At 41.0% G+C, this 19,059-nt stretch carries 11 protein-coding genes; 1 reads left to right on the top strand and 10 read right to left on the bottom strand.

Features of this window, described 5'->3' with window-relative positions:
• Positions 1–10: 10 nt before the first annotated feature.
• Genes D0T60_RS02120 through D0T60_RS02140 form a run of 5 tightly spaced genes read right to left on the bottom strand, consistent with a single transcriptional unit; the run spans position 11 to position 10,196 of the window.
• Positions 11–4,471 carry a translocation/assembly module TamB domain-containing protein gene (locus D0T60_RS02120; RefSeq protein ID WP_163216494.1) on the bottom strand — a complete coding sequence of 1,487 codons (4,461 nt, stop codon included), beginning with the start codon at positions 4,469–4,471 and terminating at the stop codon, positions 11–13.
• Positions 4,472–4,515: 44 nt separating this feature from the next.
• A complete protein-coding gene (locus D0T60_RS02125; protein WP_239059478.1) occupies positions 4,516–6,789 on the bottom strand; it encodes an ATP-binding protein in 2,274 nt (757 codons plus the stop codon).
• A 4-nt stretch (positions 6,790–6,793) separates the two neighbouring features.
• Positions 6,794–8,134: an MATE family efflux transporter gene (locus D0T60_RS02130; protein WP_163216495.1), complete on the bottom strand. Its 1,341-nt coding sequence runs from the start codon at positions 8,132–8,134 to the stop codon at positions 6,794–6,796.
• The gene (locus tag D0T60_RS02135; protein ID WP_163216496.1) at positions 8,121–9,359 is read right to left on the bottom strand and encodes a pitrilysin family protein; all 1,239 of its coding nucleotides are present in this window, start codon (positions 9,357–9,359) and stop codon (positions 8,121–8,123) included. Before D0T60_RS02135 ends, D0T60_RS02130 begins: the two co-directional genes overlap by 14 nt.
• Positions 9,360–10,196 carry a peptidylprolyl isomerase gene (locus tag D0T60_RS02140; RefSeq protein ID WP_163216497.1) on the bottom strand — a complete coding sequence of 279 codons (837 nt, stop codon included), beginning with the start codon at positions 10,194–10,196 and terminating at the stop codon, positions 9,360–9,362.
• A 133-nt stretch (positions 10,197–10,329) separates the two neighbouring features.
• Between D0T60_RS02140 and D0T60_RS18905 the strand changes: the two genes are divergently transcribed.
• Entirely contained in the window at positions 10,330–10,452 is a 123-nt protein-coding gene (locus D0T60_RS18905) for a hypothetical protein (RefSeq protein WP_255491551.1), read from the top strand.
• Between the two features lie 360 nt (positions 10,453–10,812).
• Here D0T60_RS18905 and D0T60_RS02145 read toward each other — a convergent pair whose 3' ends face one another.
• The 5 genes from D0T60_RS02145 to D0T60_RS02165 all read right to left on the bottom strand — a co-directional run bounded on the left by D0T60_RS02145 (position 10,813) and on the right by D0T60_RS02165 (position 19,017).
• Complete coding sequence (locus D0T60_RS02145) at positions 10,813–12,774, bottom strand: DUF3826 domain-containing protein (protein WP_163216498.1); 1,962 nt, start codon at positions 12,772–12,774, stop codon at positions 10,813–10,815.
• 157 nt (positions 12,775–12,931) lie between these two features.
• Positions 12,932–14,266, bottom strand: coding sequence for a glycoside hydrolase family 28 protein (locus D0T60_RS02150; protein ID WP_163216499.1), 1,335 nt, complete (start codon positions 14,264–14,266; stop codon positions 12,932–12,934).
• A gap of 35 nt (positions 14,267–14,301) precedes the next feature.
• Positions 14,302–17,079, bottom strand: a complete 2,778-nt coding sequence (locus D0T60_RS02155) for a glycoside hydrolase family 78 protein (protein WP_163216500.1) — start codon at positions 17,077–17,079, stop codon at positions 14,302–14,304.
• 86 nt (positions 17,080–17,165) lie between these two features.
• A complete protein-coding gene (locus tag D0T60_RS02160) occupies positions 17,166–17,810 on the bottom strand; it encodes an RloB domain-containing protein (protein WP_163216501.1) in 645 nt (214 codons plus the stop codon).
• Positions 17,797–19,017, bottom strand: coding sequence for an ATP/GTP-binding protein (locus D0T60_RS02165; RefSeq protein WP_163216502.1), 1,221 nt, complete (start codon positions 19,015–19,017; stop codon positions 17,797–17,799). Before D0T60_RS02165 ends, D0T60_RS02160 begins: the two co-directional genes overlap by 14 nt.
• Between the last annotated feature and the right edge of the window lie 42 nt (positions 19,018–19,059).

Below are 19,059 nucleotides of genomic sequence, written 5' to 3' on the forward strand. Positions count from 1 at the left end.
CATATACCTTCTATTTTTTCTTCTTAAAAATGAATAACTCGCCTAATTTATTCACCTTCTTACGAAGCACCACCCCTGCACCGGTTTCTACTACTTCACCTTCCAGCAAACTCTCATAGTTCTTATTATGAAAAAGGCGTAAGTATCGTGTACCGGAAGAATCTAACCTGTATTCCAATGAAACATTGTCGATGAAAGAATTATCTTTTTCCTGTTCATCTCCTCCGGTCGAAACACGACCACCAATCACCACCTGAACTCTATCATTGAAGAAACGTTGTGCATACCGGAAATTATAATCTGTACGGGTAGAGCCACTACCATCATCATAGTTATCCATCCCGAAACTAATGTTGACTGTTTTTAGTGCAGAACCTGCAATACTGGATATTGAACTTTGCAATAGCGTATTCATGGCCGAGCCCATATCGAGCCCTCCACTACCACCTGCACCTCCTCGTGCCAGATAAATACCGGTCACCATCATGGCTACAGCTTGCTTTCCTCTTTCGGCCTCATCCATAGCGCTCAGTTCTTGCTGAACATCCTGATTCTCGGGTGCTGTTATAGTGAAAGCCAGATCTAAATCTTCAAGTCTGTTTTTTATGGTAAGCCCCACATCGAAGTTTACCATTTGGGTAGCTCCACTTTCTGTTGGTACAGAAGCTCTCATCCGCTCGGTTGCCACAATATTCAGATTCGGGTCCATTGGGTTTCCTAACCATTCAACATAACTACCACTTTTCACCGCAAACTCTTTAAGTGGAATAACCGGCAAAGAATATTTAAGCGCACCTCCCGTAAATTCGTAACGACCGGTAAGCGACATGTCTCCTTGTGGAGTGTAACCAAATGAGAGTGTTCCTCCTCCTTCGAGATTAACATAGCTGTTCCGGTCTTCACTTAATTCAACTCCCATTTTAACAGCCGGATCTATATTAATCGTCATCATCATATCCAGTCCACCCCATGAAGTTAGGGTACTTTCTTCTTCAACAACCTGTAGGTTATCATCGGCAAAAGAAGCAAACTCAACCAAATCTCCTAATCTATCCTGAACGGTCAATGGCGAATCTTTCAGCACGTATGTAACATTGGTACTCGATAATATATTGAGGTTGCCTCTCATCATTAATGATTCGAGTGGTCCTCTTAGTGTGGAGTTCAAATCTACATAAACACGCCCATACAGTTCGCTTATGTTAGAGCGCTTCACATTCAACAACGGATAATTGCGAGCCGTAAGTGTTAAGTTCGCATGGCTGGCCGATAGATTAGAGAAATCTACATATCCATCTACTATAAAAGGATTATCCGGAGACGCCGTAGAATAAATGGCGTATTTATTGAACGCCAGACGACTATTGGCTATTTTTAACGGATGTTCATCCAACTTGAAATGTACTCCGTAAATATGCGATCGCATTTCTACCTCATGCATACCTAATTCGCCTTCTACTTTGGGGCGGGAAGTAGAGCCTCTAATAGCAACATTTCCATCTATGTCTCCACTTAATTCCAGCACTTCAACCGGAACAAAGGCATTTGCTACATAGAGAGGGAAGTGCTCTAATGCAGCCGAAAGGTCTAATGCATCACTGGCAACATTATATGTTCCGTTAGCCGTCATTATTTCCTGCCCTTCATTGGTCAGATAAGTATCCAGGTAATGTGTATTTCCGTTAGGGAGCCAGGTTACACCTAAGCCTAAGTTTCCAATCCGGGTTTTCTCATAAAAGAATCGTCCGATGGTAGCTTCGGCAGATACCTGCATGTTTTTTCCCGATTGTTTATAATTGGCTTCCAACGAGAATAAGCCCGAGATTTCAGGCAGATAGGGTAATATTTTACTGACCTCTGCCAAGTCAATACGCCGTATTTCAATATCCAGATTATGCAAGTTCACCGAATCCGGAATAGAATGTAGGCGAAATCCCATTCCAACAGAATCGAGCAGTTCAACATCGGCTATCAAACCAAGATCTTTCTGTAAAATTACTTGGTTATGATCTTTCAATAGAAACTTCTTAAATGCTATAATCGGCTCTTCGGGGGTAAAAGAGAACTCCATACCATCTTTCGCCGGACGAGCTTTCACACCCAGAAGCACTCCTGTTTCTTCTTTATCATTCTGAAATTCGAGTGTTAATTCCGCATCATCACTTCGAACCTCTCCGGTAAGAGAAGAACGGAAGGTTATGTGAGGATTGCCCGGTCCATTAATCACTCCACTACGTAATCTTAGTTTAGCTGTATCCTGATGGGTAGAGAAATAAACGGTATCAAGTTGTAGAGTATCCACTCTCAAACTATGGATAGCCGCACGCCCATTGATGCCCAGCCGTGGGGTTGCAACAAAACCTACATTGATATCATTGTACCTTATATTATTGGTTATTCTTACATACTCTGCCAGGGGATTATCTTTACCGGAACGAATACTTAATGCTGCCGATGGCAACGTACGCCGTAATGCAGCATGATTAAGTTCTTTACTATCAACCTGCTTCATCAGCTCATTGGTAAAGGCAGTGGTTTCTTTCATAAGTGTTTCCAAAGAACCGCGTGAGCGGAAGTTTGCCCGTAAATCTCCTGTGGTTAATGTAGCTCGAATGGAGTCTCTCATTAATCCGGCTTGCAACTTCAAGGAAACGGGTTTAGACATAGAATCGGTTAGCAACCCCAGTTCATTCATATTGAGGTTTTGTACATTGGCATCTATACGGGCTTCGGTATAGGGTTTATTCAAACTGTATGCTGCTTTTACATCAGCTACAAGCAAGCTATTGCGGCTATTCAGTTGTGCCGATGCCACAGAGTTTTTAAGTTCGGCTGTTAGGTCAAGACCGGACAAATCATAACGGGCATACTCCAATCGGTCGAGGTTGACCGAGGCCTTGGCATACGTCGATGATGAAGTGTAGTCAAAACCCTTCCCGGCGACATCTGCTGTGATAGCCAATATACCGATAGAATCTCTGGGCATAAAATGATTAATCTGCAATGAATCTACTTTAAGGGAAGCGGTGTAATTCTCTGTTTGCCCGTCAAAAGTGGCACCTACCTGAATAAAACCGGCACTCTCCATAGCACGCATGGCAGCTTCGTAGCGAGAGCCTTTCATCTCTGCTTTCACATCCAACGTCATGTCATGAGGGATTACAATAGAACTATCGGCTACCATCAGGGAACGAACAAAATCCAGATTAGCAGTTCTCATGTTCATTTCCACCTTTCCGGTGCGTGCAATGCTATCCGTTAATTGTTGTGCACTTCCGGTTCCTGTCAACGAAAAGGCTCCGGGCAATTCGGCGGTTAAGCGGGATATTCGTAATTCATCCATAGTACCTTCAATGCCCATTTGCATGCTAAGCGGAGCAGAAGGGAAGTTTGTTTTAAAAGCTACCGGAAAGTCATGGGCAAACAAGAAGATGTCTTGCTTACTCAAACGTACGGAAAGGGCTGCCTCTAAAGCACCTCTTTCTCCATTGATAACCTCTGCGGCAACCAATGCCCTTGCATTTATTTCCGACGAAGGGGTAGTTAGCTTGAATTCCGGCAAACATATCTGAGAGGAATCCATCTCAAAGCGTCCTTCCAGAGAAGCGATGCTAAGTCCTGACCGTTCATTCATGCGCATGCCTTTGATTATGGCTTTCATTTCCTTGCCGGAGCTCAATACGGAATCAATTTCTACATAGATATCTCTTAAAACAAGGTGGTTAGGATCGATGCCTTTCAGTGGTTCTGCCTCTCCCAGGTTATACACTACAGATGATTCCTGAAGCAACAGTTTTTCCAAACCATAATACTGTTCGCCCAGCCTGGCTTCGACGTTATTGATGAATGCTTTGCCTAAATGCGTGGATAAATAAAGCGAATCTGCCGGCATCTGCATTCCGAAAGACACGTTTTCTACTTCCAACTCTTCCAGCAGTACTCTCCAGTTTAGTGCAGATGCGGTTGAATCCTGAGGTGTTTCAGTTGTATCATTCAGGTTCAATAATATATGGGTATCGGCTAACTTTATGGAATTAATGAAAGCCGTTTCTTTGGATAAATCAATGCCCCGACTTGTTAATTGCAGCAAGCCCAGTTTTCCGTCTATCCGCATTCCGTCTATCAGTTCGACAGTATTTACAGATGCTTCTTTCAAGGTGATATCGTCCAGTTCAATTCTGCCTTTAAACAAAGGCATTACCTGTACGCTTGCACTCAGGCTTTGAAGGGTTAATAAGGTATCGGGGGCTTGTACTACTTCAACTCCTCGCACTAATAGCTTCAAAGGAAATCTAAGGTCAATACGCTTTACATTGATATTCATGCCTGTGGCTTCCGAGGCATAAGAAATTGCCTCCTTGCGCAGAAGATTCTGCACAGGAGGTATATAAAGCAGTATGATTAATATAGCAAATAGCAATATAGGAATGGAAAGTACCAGTGCTATTCGCTTTATCCACTTTTTAGCCATGCAATTCCAGGATTTGGAGTTTATTATTCTATGTAAGAACAACCTTATCCTACTTCTTGTTCAGCTAAAATTAACACATTTCCAACGCCTTCTATTACTAATTGGGTTTTATGCTTTATTTCAGGAGTAAATGGAGTGTCGCGCGAAGCTTCCAGCTCATTTAGCAACGGTACTAATTGAGTGGCATTTATCAACGTAAACAATGGCAATAACTTATGCGCCATATTTGCAATTCCATTCACATCTTTCTGCTGAAGCGCCTGTTTCATTCTCTCTATATTCTTTTGCGTTTCGACTATAAAAGAAAGGATGAAAGAACGTGCAGCTTCCGGATCGCCTCCCGAGAAAGCAGTAAGAGGAGTAAAATCTAATGTTTGTTCTGATGTTGTATTTCCACTACTCTTTTCTTCCCGAACGATTTGTTTACCAAGTACTTGCATTAAGTCTTTCAGAGAGAAAGGTTTATTCAGCCTTGCCACAAATCCATGAGCTACAAAATCGGCTTCGCTCATTTCGCTACGGGCAGTAACAGCCACCACCGGAATGTGTTTGGCTTGTTGAATATTAGATGCACGCAATAGCTTTAATAAATCAAATCCATTAATAGCAGGCATCTGAACATCGGTTAGCAATATATCAAAAGTATCATACCGAAGTTGCTCTATCAACTCTTCCAATTGTTGACAACAAACGGTTGTTACTCCTTGCTGTTGCAACATAGCGGCAGTCATATCCAATTGGAGTTTATCATCATCAATCAACAAAACTTTCATCGGTTTCTCTAATACGGCAAGTGTAGCCTTTTCGTCTTCTTGCTCTTTCGGCTCTGCACCTTCGGCAGCAGGGCAAAGCGGTATACTGACTGTGAATACACTGCCCTTTCCTTCGGTACTTTCCACCTTAATGGTACCTTCCAACAATTGCACCAGCTTATTTACAATAGACAGGCCAAGTCCCACTCCTTCTTCTCCTTGTGCTCCGGGAAGGCGAGTAAATTCCTGGAAGATTCGTTCTTTATCTTCCTGCTTCATACCCTTGCCTGTATCTTTAACCTGAATAATCAGTTCGAGTTCGCGGCAACTCGTAATTAAGGATACTTTTCCTTTTTCTGTAAACTTAATGGCATTGGATAATAAGTTGTTAACGATCTGACGAATACGCAAAGGATCGCCTATATATCTATCATCTAAAGCAGGATCGGTTTCAAGTTCCAACCGGAGTCCTTTCTGCTTGGCCAGCAGTTCAAAGCTAACTCTGACTTCTTCGAACAATTGCGCCGGATTAAAGCTCACTTGGTTTACTTCTGTTTTATTGAGGTCGAGCTTATGGAAATCGAGCAAATCATTGACCAGCTTTAACAGGTGTTGCGAAGAGCTTTTCATATTGTTGAGGTAGAACTGTTCACGTTCATCCTTCACCAAACGGGAAAGTAATTCGGCATATCCTATAATAGAGCCCAAAGGAGCTTTAAAGTCATGAGTAATGGTTAGCATCAACTTTTCGCGCGCTTGAAGTAATTCTTCTGCACGAGCTCTTGCTTCTTCCAACTGACGTTTATATCGGTTGCTACGGGTAATATCTCTCCAGATTATGAACAAGAAAATCACCGATAGAAGTACAGCACCCATAGCTATCCATGCAATGGCACGCCCGGATCGGTAGTGCACATCTTGGTGTACTTCCTCTTCCGATTGCATTTGCGCTACCATTTCCTCTTCATAAGCATTAATCAACGTATCAAGTCGGTTTGTCAGTATCCGGTTTATTTCTCTCAATCGCTCATTATTCCGAACAGCCCGTTTGTAGGTTGCTGTTCTTTGTTTAGTAATCTCCTCTAATTGCTGTTGCAATTCCTCTACCGGATTATAAACCTGTAATACCGTATCATTGATATACTCTATCTCTTGTTGTGCACGCTTGGTTGAATCCTTTGGAGGCACAAATACTTCGGACAACCGCTTGAAGAATCCTTTCTTATTCACCGGATCAACTATTGTATCTTGCTTGGCCACCGTCCGTTTCGTCACATCCTTCTGAGAGATTATCATATTCTTTAGTTCGAATAATCTATTCACCTCTTCCATAGAGATTAATTCTTCATTGGCTTTCGTCAATGAACGAAGCATCTGAACTACAGTCTCATCTTTTTCTTTGATCAGATTCAGCAGGCTGTCGCCTTTCATAACTTGCTCGGTATCTATACGCGAAAGCTCTTCCATTTCTCTACGAATAAAACACAGAGATAGAAATAAAATAATAAGTAGCAAGAGGTATCCGAGGGCTACTTTAATCTTGGTGAAACGATCCGAAGTATTCAATGTCTTAAATATATTTTTTCGTTTGTTTTCTAAATCTTAGCCAAAGCATCATAGCCGCACTTGTTAATCCGAAAGGAAATGCCATCCATACACCGAAAGCTCCCCAACCTACCACAAAGCCCAACAGATAACCTACGGGTAGCGAAATAATAAAGTAAGCGATAAAAGCTATGATCATCATTGGTTTTACATCAGAGATTCCCCGAAGGGCATTGGCAAAGGCAATCTGCATTCCGTCGCCAAACTGATAGAGAAGCATCGGAATCATTAATGTTACCACAGTTGCTGTTACATCTTCGCTATCTGTAAACCAGCCTCCTAATTGATATCTTAAAGAATAAAGGAAAATACAGAAGAAAACGGCCATCACTAAAATAATATGCGCCCCTGCATAAGCAGACCGCCGTACATTTACCCAATCGTCTTGCCCGCGGAAGTTGCTCACCCTAATGGCTATCGCTGCACCCATACCATAGTAAATCATAAAAGCGAGGGTGGAGATGGTAAGCATTACCTGATGAGACGCCAGTGCAATAGTGCCTAACCATCCTATCATAATGGTGCTTAAACTGAAAGAGGCAGTTTCCATTCCCATTTGTAGTGAAACAGGCCAACCTAACTCATTTAAGCGGCGGAATAATGTTTTGGAAAATTTAATCTGCTTAAATCCTTCTCGGTATTTTAAGAATCGCGCACTTTTGGCAAATATCAGAATAAAGACCAGAAGCATGATGATGCGGGCAAACAGTGTGCTTAAACCGGCTCCCAGAAGTCCTAATTCCGGAAACCCGAATTTACCGTAAATAAGTATCCAGTTGCCTACAATATTCAACACATTTCCGCTTAACAATATCCACATGGAAGTACGTGTATCCATAATTCCATCCGTAAATTGTTTAAAGGCATTAAACAAGGATACGAATAGTAAGGAAGCCAGCAAAACCAGGTAATAAGGTTTTATTAAAGGGATTAATTCCCGCGGCTGCCCCAAACGCTCTACATTAAAATACAAGCCCGTCATTATCACAGTTACAAAAACACCTATCAGCAGATTGGCAAATAAGCTACACTTTAAAGCTCCGCCTGCCTCTCTGAGTTCTCCTCTTCCAAAGAGCCCCCCTACAATGGGAGTCAATCCGTAAGAAAAGCCGGTACTGAAAATAATAACAAGATTAAACATATTATTAACAAAAGAAGCAGCAGCCAGTTCGTCGGTACCATGATGTCCAATCATCAAAGTATCAGCAAAACTGAGAATAATCATTCCTAACTGCCCTACAACAATAGGTAGCCCAAGCTGCAATAATGCTTTATAATGCCCTTTGTATGCTTCAATTAGTTTCATGTTTATAATATAGAATGCAACTGTTCTCCGGAATAAAGGTTTCAGTAGCTACGCGTTGCAATTGTTCGGCTGTTATTGCACGATATTTATCTACCTCATGCAACATATCTTCTGCACGAGTAATTAGTTCGAACCATGCCAAGTTAGTAGCAATATTCAAGTAACTGGTATTTCCAAATATCCAGGTAGACTCAAATTTATTCTTTACTTTATCCAGTTCCTGCGTTTCAATCAGCTCTTGATGGAGCAGATTCAATTCATTCCAAACAGCTTCTTCGGCCTGTTCTAACGAGATACCGGAAACCGGTTTACCTACGATATAAAACAATCCTGCATCAAGGCTACCGGAAATGTAAGCGTCGATGCCCGAAAAGATCCGCTTTTCTTGTACCAACCTCTGCTTAAGTCTGCCAGACCGACCGTTGCTTAATATATCCGACAACATATCAAAAGCATGATAATCCGGGCTTAAACGATCAGATATATGGAAACTCATAAATAGCGAATCAAGAGGTACATTCCTTTCTACCGTTAACCTTCGTTGTTCTGTTTGCACAGGTTCTTGTGGCAGGTTTCTTACCTGTACGTCTCTGCGCGGAATAGGGCCAAACCACTTCTCGGTTAGTGCTACTGCTTCTTCAAAATCGATATTGCCTGTAACTGCTAATATTGCATTGTTGGGCGCGTAGAAACGATAAAAGAAGTCTTTTACCTCCTCCATCGTTGCCTGAGCGATATGCGATAGTTCCTTCCCGATGGTAGGCCAGCGATAGGGATGTACTTTATAGGCCATTTCATGCTGTATATGCCCTACATCTCCATAAGGTTGATTCAAACAACGCTGTTTAAACTCTTCCATCACCACTCCGCGCTGCACTTCCAGGCTCTTTTCGTCGAAGGCCAAGCTAAGCATACGATCCGATTCGAGCCAGAATCCTATCTCTACATTCTGTTTCGGAATGGTTAAGTAGTAATTGGTGATATCGTTGTTTGTCCATGCATTATTCTCGCCACCTGCCAGTTGCAAAGGTTCGTCGTAATCGGGTATATTGACGGAACCACCAAACATCAAATGCTCAAAGAGATGTGCAAAGCCTGTATGATCGGGATGTTCATCTCTCGCTCCTACATTATAGATGATATTCATTGCCACCATCTGCGTACTTGTATCCTGAAAGTGTACAAGCCGCAGACCATTGGACAATGTATGTTTTTGAATATTCATTTACAGTACAACTACTTTCTTTATTTTCACGTCTTCTTCCGGACGATCATTGCGATCTGTTTTTACCTTTTGGATTTTATCAATAACATCCAGTCCATCCAAAACTTCGCCAAATACGGTGTACTCGCCATCCAGGTGAGGGCTTCCGCCTACGGTAGAATATGCTTCAATTTGTTCCGGTGTAAATTTAAAATCGGGTTGTTGGGCTGCTTCCGCCTCGGCTTCTGCAAAAAGTTCTTCCTGAAGGGCATATAATCCGTCCTGGTCTTTTTCATTCTGCATCTTACGGATTTCGTCCATCCGCTTATATGCCAATGAGTTAAAGATGGTATTCAGTTTTCCCTGATTCATTTGTTGCTCCATATCTAACAACGTAGAATCATTGTACACCTTACCGGTTACAATATAAAACTGACAACCTGATGATGCTTTCTCCGGATTAATCTGATCTCCTTGTCTGGCAGCCGAAAGAGCTCCTTTCTTATGGAAATATTGAGGGTAAACAAATTCGGCAGGAATGGTATAGCCCACATCGCCCGTACCCAACATAGCACCTTTTTCTGCTTTTTTCGATTCAGGATCTCCTGCTTGTATCATAAAGTCTTTTATCACTCTATGGAAAAGCGTGCCGTTATATACACTTTCTTTAGCCAGTTTAATAAAGTTATCTCTGTGTTTAGGGGTTTCATCATAAAGCATAACTATGATATCGCCCATGCTTGTTTCAATACGCAATTTTGTTTCTTTACCGTCCATATTTACATTCTTTTTACCCGGTTGACAAGCCGAGGCCAGCCCTCCCAGTATGATTAATAATAGCCATAAGTTCTTCTTCATGATGCTGTTTTTAAAGTTCAACGCAAAAGTACGATTTTATAATTATTCTAAGGCAAAGGTACTAAACAGAAAATAAATTGAATGGATGAATTGCGTCAAACAAGCGCAAATTGCGAGATAAAGTATTCATCTTATGAAAAGAACACTTCTTCCAGTGGAAAAGAATACTTCTTTCGGAACAAATGAAGGTTCTTTTACATTAAATGAAGTGTTTCTTTTCTACTGCTACTATTTTCATTTCCAACAACAGCAGTAGTAACTTTGTTGTTGTTGTTGTTGTTTTCTTCTCTTTTCTTTTATATTCTTTTCTTTTGTTGCAACGGATTTCAACGGACGTTGAATTTGGAGTGAGTGGTAATGTCTACAATTTATACTAAGTAAGTATTCAGAATTAGTTCATATCTTAGCAGTCACCCCGAGAGGGGTTATGCACATATTACCCCTGTCGGGGTAAATGCTTGCAGTTTAATAATAGAAGTAGGTATTCAAAATTAATTCATAATATGAGAAAGTCCCCCTCCGCCCTTTGGGCACCTCCCCCTTGCAGGGGAGGAGTCGATGCCGCAGGAATTCCTCCCCTGCAAGGGGGAGGTGCCCAAAGGGCGGAGGGGGTAATTTATTTCTTCCCCGCTGCTTTCTCCGCATTCCGCTTATTTACATAATCCTTAAACAACTGTCGCCAGTTACGCCCGTTATTATTCAGGTATTGTTCGCACTTGGTTTTGTAAATTTCGAAGATAGCAGAGATTTGCTTCATATTCTTATAATCAATGGCTTTCTCCCGTGCTTCTTTTAAGTGACCGATGATGATTGACTCTTCTTCGGCTGTTAAATCAGGAACGATTGCCTGATATCCTTTGAGTGTAAAAGCCACTTTGCCTACGGTATATTTATCTAAGATTTGCTCTACCTGTTCTTCGGTTAAGGCACGACGCAGACCGTTCATCAATTTATCATGTACTTCTTTGGGCATGGCAGAATCGGCTATCATTTCCCGATCTAACTTACTGAGCTTATTGCCCGTAGCAGGGTTAATGCCTTCGGGTATGGTGGTATAAGGATGATCATTATGCCAATCGCGTACCTGACGAAGGTGATTATAAATCAATGTGCGTACAAAAGAGGCATCTTTTTCGTTCTCCAATTGCAGGCTTGCTACCCAATCGGTTGCTTTCTTTTCCAATCCGGCATCTGATTTAAGGTTGGAATAGAGTTTCTTATCAAAGTAAACGGCTACATCATTGAAGGAACGAATGGCGTTTTCAGGCATCAACTCGCCTTTCTTTCCGAAGCTGAGTAAAGCACTTTGGGGTTCGATGGTTACTTTGTCTTCGTCGATCATCTTCTTATCTAATTGGAAGACATCGGCAAAGAAATCATATACGGCATTTCGTTTGTTGGGGCCAAAGTCATGTCCTTCTTGGGGAAGATGCACATTACTTACTTTATCGGTGGCATTATAAAAGCCATAGATGCGTTGCAGATAAGGATATTCGAGGGTAGGCACGCTGGCAGTCCAGTCTTTGCCATCCGAAACAACCAATAAAGGTTGTGGGGCAAACATAGCCATCAGTTCGGCATTATTGGTGCCTCTGCCTGCTAAAGAAATGGGCATGCCACTCTCGCAAGGGCAACCACCATCGAAATGAGAGGCAAGACTTACTATGGGGGCAGCAGCAGTAAAACGATTGTCCAATACGGTTAACAACACTACCTGCGAACCTCCGCCTGAGCCTCCATTGGCACCAATGCGAGTTGCATCAATGTCTTTACGGGTAAGTATATAATCCAGTAACGATAATCCGTTCATGGCTTGGATAATATGGGCGGCACTGGAACGGTGAGCCACACCTCCTACTTGCAGTTCGGATTCTCCCCATCCAAACAGATCGTAGTCTACACAAACTGCTCCCATACGGGCGAGGGTGGCCATGCGTTGTTGTTGGTCTTTGCGGTAACGGCCGTCGCCGAAATGTCCGTTCGGGCAAATAATAACGGGATGTTTTCCTTTCTTGGCAGGGGTATAGATGGAACCGCAGACATATAAACCCGGCAGGGTTTCCAATGCTATATTCTGAACGGTATAGCCATCGAACTTACGAACTTTGGAAAGAATCGGTTTGGTATTCACTCTTTGTTTAAGAATGGTGTCGATGCCCAACTTCTCGCGTACTTCGGAACGAAGGAGGGCTTTGCGGGCTTCCCAACTTGCCTGGTCTTTGTATAATGTATTGAGGTAGGCTAACATCTTTTTTCCGTCTTCGTCGATACGGCGGGGGTATTCGTAAGATTTTAGTTTATATACGTTATTGCCTTGCTTTACGAATTTGTAATCGAAGTAAGCAAGTACGTTGGTTAATGATTCTTCGGCGGAATAAGGGCGAATGCGAAAGTCGGCATAAGGAAGTATTTTACCTATGGTATCAATGTCGTATTTAAGGCGAACGTTGAAACGGGTAGAGATTTCGTTAAGGACATCGCTTAAGGGGCGGACGAATTGGTTTTCGACGGTGAGGGTTTGGGCTATCAGGAGTAGCGAGCTACTTAAACAGAGGGATAAAAGAATACTTTTTCTCATATTACGAATGTTTTGTTATCTACTTTTATAATAAAATGAATAGGTACGCGGAAAAAGCAGAATGAGCGGAAACACGCGGAAAAGAAAAATAAAATTCCGTGTTCATCCGCTCATTCCGCTTTTTCCGCGTATCTATCCATTAAGTACACATAAAATATTATTCTAAAGTCACTTCTTTATCATTAATAATCACATCGCTCAACTTAATACGCTCGTAGTTTTCAAAAGTTGGCTTTTGCTTGCTATTCATATTAATATCGCGTAAGGTGATATCCGTAATAGGAGATTCTTCCAACCCACGGATATAAATAGGTATATTTACATCCATCCCTGTTAATCCTGAGATATGGATATTGCGGAAGATGGGAGTACGTTCTGTTACTTCTTCCTGCGGCATGTTGCTATACTTCAAATCCAGAATCACTGCTTCCTTCTTAATATTGCTCATTACAATGTTGCTCACACGGATTCCTTCTACAATTCCTCCGCGGCCACGTGTAGCTTTCAGGCGAATACCGCGATCGGTTCCATCGAACACACAATTGCTGATGGTTACCTTCCGAACGCTGCCACTGACCTCGCTTCCTATTACTACGCCTCCATGTCCTGATAGCATGGTACAATTGGTAATGGTGATATTCTCGCAAGGTACCCCGTAGTTGCGTCCCTGTAAGTCGCGACCGGATTTGATGGTAATACAATCATCTCCCACCGAGATATGGCAATCGCTGATGTGTACATTACGGCAAGAACTTGGGTTGATGCCGTCTGTATTGGGAGAAGGATCGTTATGAATGGTTATTCCTTTCACTGTTACATTATCGCAGAACTCCGGGTTTACCGTCCAGAAAGGAGAATTCCGAATCTTCACGCCTTCGATGCGCACATTCTTGCAGCGAATAGGCTGAATAAAAGGAGGACGGAAGAAACGACGTTCGAGCGTTCTCACATAATCAGCGTTGGTTTGGGCATACAAGGCTTTGGTATCATTCGATTTGTCCCATAATGGTTGATATTTATTCAGATCGCGCTTTCCATTGTCTTTGATATCAACTTCTACGCGATAAATTTCCATCCACCAGGCTTTGCCTTGTCCGTCGAGGGTTCCTTCTCCTTTGATGGTGATGTTTTCGCAATCAACGGCATAGATTAATGGAGAGAAGCTTTTCATCACCACTCCTTCGTAACGCATTTCTACAAAGGGGAGGTAATGGTCGAAGTTATCGGAGAACATGATAGTGGCTCCGGCTTCTATATCCAGAGTGATATTGCTTTTCATCACAATAGGGCCTGTGAGGTATTTTCCCGCAGGGAAGAAAAGAGTACCACCACCTGCTTTATTCAAACGTTCGATGGTAGCGTTTATTAGTTTGGTATTCAAGGTTTTTCCGTCTGCTTTTGCTCCTGCTTTCAACATGTCGACACGCTCGGCGCGCAGGGTTGTTGCAGCACAAAAACAAACGAGTAATAAGAGGATTGATTTTAATTTCATTTTTATGTAGGTTTAAATTATGAACGAATTAATATCTACTCAAGTTGAGATTGGAATGTATAATGACCACTGCCCACTTCTTCGGGTTCTTTTTTACCGGGCACATATACTTTCGCTGTGGTATTTACGGGAACATAAACATCCATGGTGAAGTTATTCCCTGATCGTTTCCAAGAGACTTTCACTTCTCCATAAGGAGTTGCGGTAGAAGCTTTTACAGAGGTAAGATCTCCTACAGCGTTAGGACGAATCCGGATCTTCTTAAAGCCTTTTTCATTCGAATCGCTTTCAATACCCGCCAGTGAATGAAAGAACCACTCATCTATTTGTCCCATCATAAAGTGATTCCAGGATGAGCCTTGACGAGGGTCCCACTGTTCAGTCAGCGTGGTTGCACCAAATTTAAGTTGAAAGCCATAGCCTGGTGCTTCATAGTGATTGAACATCTTATACATCAATTCATTATAACCATTGCGAGCCAGCGACTGAAACAGATACCGATTGCCAACATCGCCTGTAGTTAAACGATTTCCATGAGCTTCTATGTCTGTCACTAAGTTCTGTAAGACTTCGGAGCCTTTCACTCGTTTGAAGTCAACCATATTCAGGAAAAGAGGCAAAGCATTACTACACTGGCTGCCTGTACCATATTGAGATGTTTCAACATTCAAGAATTTCTCATTAAAGGCATCCTTTACTTTTTGTGCCAGTTTCATGTAGTAATTCTTATCAAACTGATTACCAACTATCGAACTCGCCTTTCGCACACACTCAATAGCCATATAATAATGAGCAGTGGCTACCAATGCCACAGGGGTATTGCGCGAGAATCCGGCTTTGAAGTCTCCATAGTCATACCAATCTCCCAGTCCAAAAGAAACGATGTGGTTATCAGCACGCGAAGTCAGATAATCCACATAACTGCGCATATTGTGAAAGTACTTTGTAATCAGCGAATCGTCTCCATAAAACTCATAATACATAAATGGAAGAATCACTAATGCACTCCCCCACTCGGGCGATTCGGCAAAAGGTTCTAACCCTGGCCCGTCAAAGATAACATATTGAGGGGCCGTAGTAGGCATGGCACCGTTAGGCATCTGAGCATCTGCCATATCCTGCATAATCTTAGGAATATAAGTCCTCAAGTCGTAGTTATAGAGTAATCCCGGACCATTCAGGTGAGTTTGTTCCAACCAACCGAGCTTTTCGCGATGGGGACAATCAGTGAAAACAGATTGCATATTGCTGCGTACAGCTTTCTCTATCAGTCGATGAGTATCATTAAACAACTGATTGGAGGTTTCGAAAGTAGAAACTTTAGGGGCTGAGTTATAGATAAAACAGGACTGAATCTTCTTTAATACAGGTAAGTTCTGCGGATTCTTTTTCCCTTTTAGTACAGTTCCTTCTACCTGAATATACCGAAATCCGTAATAAGAGAATCTGGGATGCCAGGTTTCTTCTCCGTCTCCTTTTAAGGTATATTGATAGTAATGCTGGCGTCCTGTTTGACGTTGATTAACAGCGCCTTCTTCGGTAAGAGATTCTCCAACAAGTAAAGTTACGGTTTGTCCTTTCTTTCCTTTTACGGTAATCTCCGGAAAGCCTGCTAAGTTCTGCCCCATATCCAACACAAAGGCAGAAGGATCCACTGTGCGCTTGATTGTTTTGGTAGCAGATATCACTTGATCGGGAGTCAGCTTGGTTACCTTTTGGATGTCGTAACGCTCCATAATCTTCACAGGGGTGGTTTGTTGCGGACGCAGCTTTCCTTTAGGGGCTTCCTGAACAACAACGGGGAGCCATTCCGAATCATCAAATCCGGGTTTGTTCCACCCTTTTTGTTCCAGGCGGGCATCGTAGTTTTCGCCTCCGTATATACAATTAAAGGTAAGGGGACTAAGGCTGTACTTCCAGTCGGCTCCCGATTTTATTTCTTCACTTGTGCCATCTGTATAGTTTATCAATAGCTTAAATGAGAGTGTAGGAGGGCCAAAGCTAATCTTTAATTTGGTGTATCGACCTCCCTGTACATTATAAAAGCCATTGCCAAGCAGTACACCTGTTGTATTCTCTCCTTTCTTTATAAAGCCGGTAACATCATATACATTATAATAAACTGTCTTATCAAAATCACTCCATAGGGGAGCAAACTCACTATCTCCCACTTTCTTTCCGTTGAAGGAGAGTTCATAATTACCCAAGCCACAAATAAAAACGGTTGCTTCTATTATGTCTTTTTGAATAGCAAAAGCTTTACGCAAACAAATGCTTTTTCTCGATAAAGAGTCTACTGCATCCCAGGCTGCTTTTACTTCGGGCTTCTTTAGTTCTGTTCCATGAAACTTTCGTCCTTCAGGCAGATTGGCATCTTTTCGAGTAATGACTCCAACCCATTCACAGTTATTTAACTCCTGTCCTGTGACGATACGAAAAGCAACTTCCTCGCTCCATGAAGAAGGAGTATCGACCTCGTCCCATACACGAACACGCCATGTATATCTATAGTGACTGTAAATTGCCCGAAAGGCAGCCCCGTCAGTTGGCACTAAATGATTTTGGGAAGATATCACTTTACCCGAGTTCCATACTTCTCTATTTGTGTGAGCTTCCCGAATCTCTATTTCATAAGCGGTTTGACGTGTGCCATTCTCATCAGACTTCATTGTCCAGCTTAAACGGGGGTAGGTATTATCCACAATGGCAAATCCATCTTGCAGTTCGGTAGTAAGCTTATCTATTACAATTCCTTTGGCTTGGAGTTGTAACGAGAAATACATAGAAAGGAGTACCCATAAAAATCTATTCATATTAATGATGTGAAATTAACTCTATAAAAGTATTTTCATTTTATTACAAGACGAGAAAACGGGAAAAATGTACCTACTATTATCAATTAAAAAAGCATCTCAATGATCTTCTTTGAGTTAATTTCCGTATCATAAAACAAATGCATTTGAGCGATTCCACAAGGATTATTCACTTCAAATGTATTCGTACTTTTTGCATTTGCAATAGCAGCCGGTAAAAAGGGCTTTAGCTTCTTATAAATATCATCCTTTTGCATATAGTACTTTTGAGACTTATCATAATTCGGAAGATATTTTCTAAGATCAGGTTTTAGAGAATCATATTTTTCATAATGACGAGTTGTTTTTACAAAATGTAATAAATACCAATATTCCAAACATGGATTATTAATAATAACAATAACATTTTCATAATTACTCCGTAAATCAGCATAATACTCTTTAAAATATTGCATTGGAGTTTTCTTTCCCTTTGGGGTTTCCCGTGTTTCCTTTTGTATTACATCAAAATCTACAATCCAAAAAACTTTCGTGTAATCTTTCGATAATTCTTTGGCTTTCATATATAAGTCTGATAGTTCTTTGCGTTGTGGTATTTCAGGTTTCAAATCTACTTTCAGATTCTGTTCATTGCGCTTCAACAACTGTATATACCAATATTCACAATCCCCATCTACCAAGAATGCGAATGTTGTTTTAACTGGACGTATGATTGTTTTAGCCCTTCTCATTACTTTCTTTTTCTATGTAATTGTCTCCTAAATTAGGCACTCCACCAAATTTACCTGCTTTATAGGCATTGTAAATATTACTCGTATTTCTTATCACAGAAGTATCAAAGTCAACCAGCGAATATAATTCAGTAGAACATTCCTCCGTACGATCTACAATCCAGATAGCATCATTTCTAAATAAATCCCGATTATTTAATATTTCCCGATTATGAGTAGTGGCTATCAATTGAGATTGTTGAGAGTTCAATAAAAAGGTAATCAAAAAATGTTCAAACAGATCGGGGTGTAATGATGAATCTATTTCATCAATAGGAATCCCTACAGGTAAAGTTATCAATGCATTTAATAGTAATGCAAACATATAATAACGTTTAGTCCCTCTCGATTCATACTCAAAAGGAAGCAAATATTGTTTTCCTTTTATAGTATGTTCAAATTTTAATTCAACATCAGCATCCTCTTTTTTAATTAAGACATCAGATATGTTAAAATCAGCTTTCTTTAAAATCTGAATAATAGTATTCTTCACAGAATTTAATTCTCCAGCCACAGTTGTTGCTGCATTCTCCAAATTGGTTTCAGGAAATATCAAAGGGCTCAAATAATTATCAAACCAGTTTTTTACATCTGTTAGTTCTTTAGATTCTATATTTGTTTTTAGAAAGCCTCCTATTACAGTATTATTCCATAATGTATTTGCCTCTAACGTTTTCTTAAAGATAGAATTTCCTTTTATTTTTCCTCCAAAAGTTATTTGAGAGAATTGTTTCTCTATATCTGTTGTACGTTTAAAAACATTGGCTTTATGCGGATTATAATTATAAAGTTCTTCCTTTATTATCGTTTTTTGATTAAATTCCACTTCATATTCATAGCGTACCCTTGCTTGAATAAACTCTATCCCCAGAATTGTATTTTCATGGGGGGTATTTTCATCAAAAAGAAAAGGTTCAAAATCTAATGGTTCAGTTTTCTTTTCTAAGGGAAGCAATACTAATTCTTTCAAAAATTGTAACGCCCTCAATATCATTGTTTTCCCCGAGGCATTTGAGCCATAAATAAGCGCCATCTTCAATAAACGAAGATTTTCGTTTACCTGAAAGACATAATAATCTTCTAAATGCTTTGATTTATCAGCCTCAAAAGATAATGTCTGCCTATCTTTTATTGAACCAAAATTTTGAACGTAGAAATTTATAATCATTGCTTAAATCTGCTATTGTTATTGCAAAGTAACAGATAAAAG

The sequence above is a fragment of the Bacteroides sp. 224 genome, assembly GCF_010500995.1.
GTDB lineage: Bacteria > Bacteroidota > Bacteroidia > Bacteroidales > Bacteroidaceae > Bacteroides.

Excerpts from the sequence above, each read along its gene's own strand:
- D0T60_RS02150 (WP_163216499.1), bottom strand. The coding sequence starts at position 14,266 with ATGAAATTAAAATCAATCCTCTTATTACTCGTTTGTTTTTGTGCTGCA.
- D0T60_RS02145 (WP_163216498.1), bottom strand. The coding sequence starts at position 12,774 with ATGAGAAAAAGTATTCTTTTATCCCTCTGTTTAAGTAGCTCGCTACTC.
- D0T60_RS02160 (WP_163216501.1), bottom strand. The coding sequence starts at position 17,810 with ATGAGAAGGGCTAAAACAATCATACGTCCAGTTAAAACAACATTCGCA.
- D0T60_RS02120 (WP_163216494.1), bottom strand. The coding sequence starts at position 4,471 with ATGGCTAAAAAGTGGATAAAGCGAATAGCACTGGTACTTTCCATTCCT.
- D0T60_RS18905 (WP_255491551.1), top strand. The coding sequence starts at position 10,330 with ATGAAAAGAACACTTCTTCCAGTGGAAAAGAATACTTCTTTCGGAACA.
- D0T60_RS02130 (WP_163216495.1), bottom strand. The coding sequence starts at position 8,134 with ATGAAACTAATTGAAGCATACAAAGGGCATTATAAAGCATTATTGCAG.
- D0T60_RS02135 (WP_163216496.1), bottom strand. The coding sequence starts at position 9,359 with ATGAATATTCAAAAACATACATTGTCCAATGGTCTGCGGCTTGTACAC.
- D0T60_RS02140 (WP_163216497.1), bottom strand. The coding sequence starts at position 10,196 with ATGAAGAAGAACTTATGGCTATTATTAATCATACTGGGAGGGCTGGCC.
- D0T60_RS02155 (WP_163216500.1), bottom strand. The coding sequence starts at position 17,079 with ATGAATAGATTTTTATGGGTACTCCTTTCTATGTATTTCTCGTTACAA.
- D0T60_RS02165 (WP_163216502.1), bottom strand. The coding sequence starts at position 19,017 with ATGATTATAAATTTCTACGTTCAAAATTTTGGTTCAATAAAAGATAGG.